At 60.4% G+C, this 3,106-nt stretch carries 3 protein-coding genes and 1 pseudogene; all 4 read left to right on the forward strand.

Going from position 1 to position 3,106, the window contains the following annotated elements; translation table 11 throughout:
- A pseudogene (locus HX811_RS17345) lies at positions 1-268 on the forward strand (urocanate hydratase); the annotation flags it as partial.
- A 100-nt stretch (positions 269-368) separates the two neighbouring features.
- Positions 369-1,091 carry an ABC transporter permease gene (locus tag HX811_RS17350; protein WP_003220032.1) on the forward strand — a complete coding sequence of 241 codons (723 nt, stop codon included), beginning with the start codon at positions 369-371 and terminating at the stop codon, positions 1,089-1,091.
- Positions 1,092-1,107: 16 nt separating this feature from the next.
- Positions 1,108-1,845, forward strand: a complete 738-nt coding sequence (locus HX811_RS17355; protein WP_102369535.1) for an ABC transporter permease — start codon at positions 1,108-1,110, stop codon at positions 1,843-1,845.
- A gap of 17 nt (positions 1,846-1,862) precedes the next feature.
- On the forward strand, positions 1,863-2,654 hold the full coding sequence (locus tag HX811_RS17360; protein ID WP_003220035.1) for an ABC transporter ATP-binding protein: 792 nt from the start codon (positions 1,863-1,865) through the stop codon (positions 2,652-2,654).
- Positions 2,655-3,106: the final 452 nt, after the last annotated feature.

Genomic DNA, 3,106 nt, shown 5'->3' on the forward strand with positions numbered 1-3,106 from the left:
CGACTGGCCACTGCTCAACGCCTTGCTCAACACCGCCAGCGGCGCGACCTGGGTTTCGTTGCACCACGGCGGCGGCGTCGGCATGGGCTTCTCCCAGCACTCGGGCATGGTGATTGTCTGTGACGGTACCGACGAAGCCGCCGAGCGTATCGCGCGCGTGCTGCACAACGACCCGGCGACCGGCGTGATGCGTCATGCGGATGCGGGCTACCAGATCGCGATTGATTGCGCCAAGGAGCAGGGTTTGAACCTGCCGATGGTCAAGTAAACCAGGCAGCCAGTTGCACCCTTTGCTTCATGGACGTCGGGCAGGTTGAGACGGATTTCAAGGTTCCGGTGCTTTATGTGTTTTCGGTAGGAGTGACTTGATGAGTCTCATGCAGATGCTCAGTTTTGGCGACACGGGTTGGGGGATGGCCTTGCTCAAGGCCGCCCTCATGACCGTGTTGTTGACCCTTGCGGCGCTGGTGGTCGGTGCGCTGGTCGGCAGCCTGGTGGCCATGGCCAAGCTTTCCAAAAAGCGTGCCTTGCGATACCTGGGGGATGCGTATTCCATCCTGTTCCGGGGGATTCCGGAGCTGTTGGTGATCTACCTGTTCTATTTCGGCGGTGCCAGTGTGGTGACGGCCGTCAATCACTGGTTTGGCGGTGAAGGCTATGTCGATGTCCCGCCGTTCATGGTGGGGGCCATCGCCGTCGGATTGATCTCGGCGTCGTATCAGGCTGAGGTCTATCGCGGTGCCTTCATCGCGGTGGCCAAGGGTGAGCTTGAGGCGGCACTGGCGATCGGCATGAACCGCGCAACGCGGATTCGCCGGGTGCTGATCCCGCAGATCTGGCGGTACGCGCTGCCGGGCCTGGGCAACGTCTGGCAAATGAGCCTGAAAGACTCCGCGCTGATTTCGGTGATTGGCCTGGTGGAACTGATGCGCGCCAGCCAGGTGGCGGCGGGTTCCACGCGCCAGTACTTCACGTTCTATATCGTCGGCGGCGTGTGCTACCTGATTCTGACCGGGCTTTCGGGCCGTCTTTTCAATATTGCCGAAGCGCGCGTACAGCGTACGCAGCGGCGCAATCCTGCACAGTCGTGAGAAGGGACCGTTTGCCATGATCGATTTCGCCTTTCTTGCCGACACCATGCTCAAGTTGCTGGGTGCCTTGCCCATCACCCTGGCCTTGTTTTTTTCGTCCCTGACCCTGGGGTTGCTGCTGTCGCTGGGCGTGGTGTCCATGCGCGTCAGCCGCTGGCCATTCCTCAGCTACCCGGCGCGTTTCTACATCATGCTGTTTCGCGGCACGCCGCTGATGATCCAGATGTTCCTGATCTATTACGGCCTGGGGCAGTTCCCGGCGATTCGCGACAGCTTCCTGTGGGTGGTGTTGAGGTCGCCTTATGGCTGCGCCGTGGTCTCCCTGGCGCTGTGCACCGCCGGTTACACCGCTGAAATCATTCGCGGTGGCCTGCTGAGCGTGCCTCAAGGGCAGATCGAAGCGGGGCAGGCGGTGGGCATGGGGCGTTGGACCCTGCTGTGGCGAGTGATCGGCCCCGTCACCTTGCGCCAGGCGCTTCCGGCCTATTCCACCGAGGCCATCTTGCTGGTCAAGTCCACCGCGCTGGCCAGCCTGGTCACCGTGTGGGACGTCACCGGCGTGGCACAACAAATCATCCAGCGTACCTACCGCACCATGGAAGTGTTCATTTGTGCGGCGCTGATCTACCTGATCCTGAATTTCCTGGTGGTGCGTGTGGTGGCCTGGATTGAACATCGTCTGTCGCCCCATCTGCGTGAGCGGCCGAAAGACCTGCCGGTCAAGCAAACCCCCGAACCTATTTCTCATTCCTGATTGCAGCGGAGCTTGTCATGAGTACTCAGATTCAGAGCGCCCTTACGGTTAACAACATTCACAAGGCTTTCGGTTCGGCACAGGTTCTCAAGGGGATTTCGCTGGAGGCTCACAAAGGTGACGTGATTTCCATCCTCGGTGCCAGCGGTTCGGGCAAGAGCACTTTCCTGCGTTGTATCAACCTGCTGGAAACCCCGGACGAGGGCAGTATTGTGCTCGACGGCGAAACCATCGAGCTCAAGCGCCAGCGCAACGGTCGGTTGTTGCCTGGCAGCACGCGGCAGGTGGAGACCATGCGCAGCAAGCTGGGCATGGTGTTCCAGAGTTTTAACCTGTGGTCGCATATGACGGTTTTGCAAAATGTCATCGAGGGGCCGATGCGGGTGCTCAAGCGTTCGAAGGCCGAGTGTGTGGAGGAAGCTGAGCAACTGCTGCACAAGGTGGGGCTTTATGATCGCCGTGATTATTACCCGGCGCATTTGTCGGGTGGGCAGCAGCAGCGGGTGGCGATTGCCCGGGCGTTGGCGATGAACCCGCAAGTAATGTTGTTTGATGAGCCGACTTCGGCGCTGGACCCGGAGTTGGTGGGGGAGGTGTTGCGGGTGATGCGGTCGCTGGCCGAGGAAGGGCGGACCATGTTGGTGGTGACCCATGAGATGGGGTTTGCGCGGCATGTGTCCAATCGGGTGGTGTTTATGGCCAATGGGTTGATTGATGCCCAGGGCACGCCGGCGGAGTTGTTTGAGGGGTTGCCGACGGAGCGGTTTCGGCAGTTTGTATCGAGTCATACGCAGCGTAGTGCGGAGTAGTGGTTGGGTGTTGGTTGGGTTTGGGTATATATCCGTTGCTGCGGTAACGGCCGCTTATGGTTTCGCTCTTACAGCGAGTCACTTTGCAAAAGCGGCAAAGTAACCAAAGCGCTCTGCCCCGCCTGTCGGCGCCTCGCTGTGGCTCGGCGTTCCCTCACTCCGGCAGCACGAAGCGGGCCGCCGCGACGGGCCATCCATGGCCCGGCGCGGCTAAACCGGCGTCCTGCCGGTTTACCCGCTCCGCAATACCTGCGTTCGGCCTCGGGCTTATTGGGGCAGTCAGATCAAGATCAAAAGCAAGAGCACGGCGGCCTGAAAGCCGACCTGAGTGTTAAAAGCCAGATCAAAAACCAGAGCGAAAGCAGAGCTGCTTTTCTGTAGGAGCTGGCTTGCCGGCGATGCAGACACCTCGGTACATCAGACACACCGAGGCGATGCTATCGCAGGCAAGC

Source organism: Pseudomonas sp. F8002 (assembly GCF_013385495.1).
In the GTDB taxonomy this organism is placed as follows: domain Bacteria; phylum Pseudomonadota; class Gammaproteobacteria; order Pseudomonadales; family Pseudomonadaceae; genus Aquipseudomonas.

What these genes read in the sequence shown, in the direction of transcription:
- HX811_RS17355 (WP_102369535.1), top strand. Translation starts at nt 1,108, where the DNA reads ATGATCGATTTCGCCTTTCTTGCCGACACCATGCTCAAGTTGCTGGGT.
- HX811_RS17350 (WP_003220032.1), top strand. Translation starts at nt 369, where the DNA reads ATGAGTCTCATGCAGATGCTCAGTTTTGGCGACACGGGTTGGGGGATG.
- HX811_RS17360 (WP_003220035.1), top strand. Translation starts at nt 1,863, where the DNA reads ATGAGTACTCAGATTCAGAGCGCCCTTACGGTTAACAACATTCACAAG.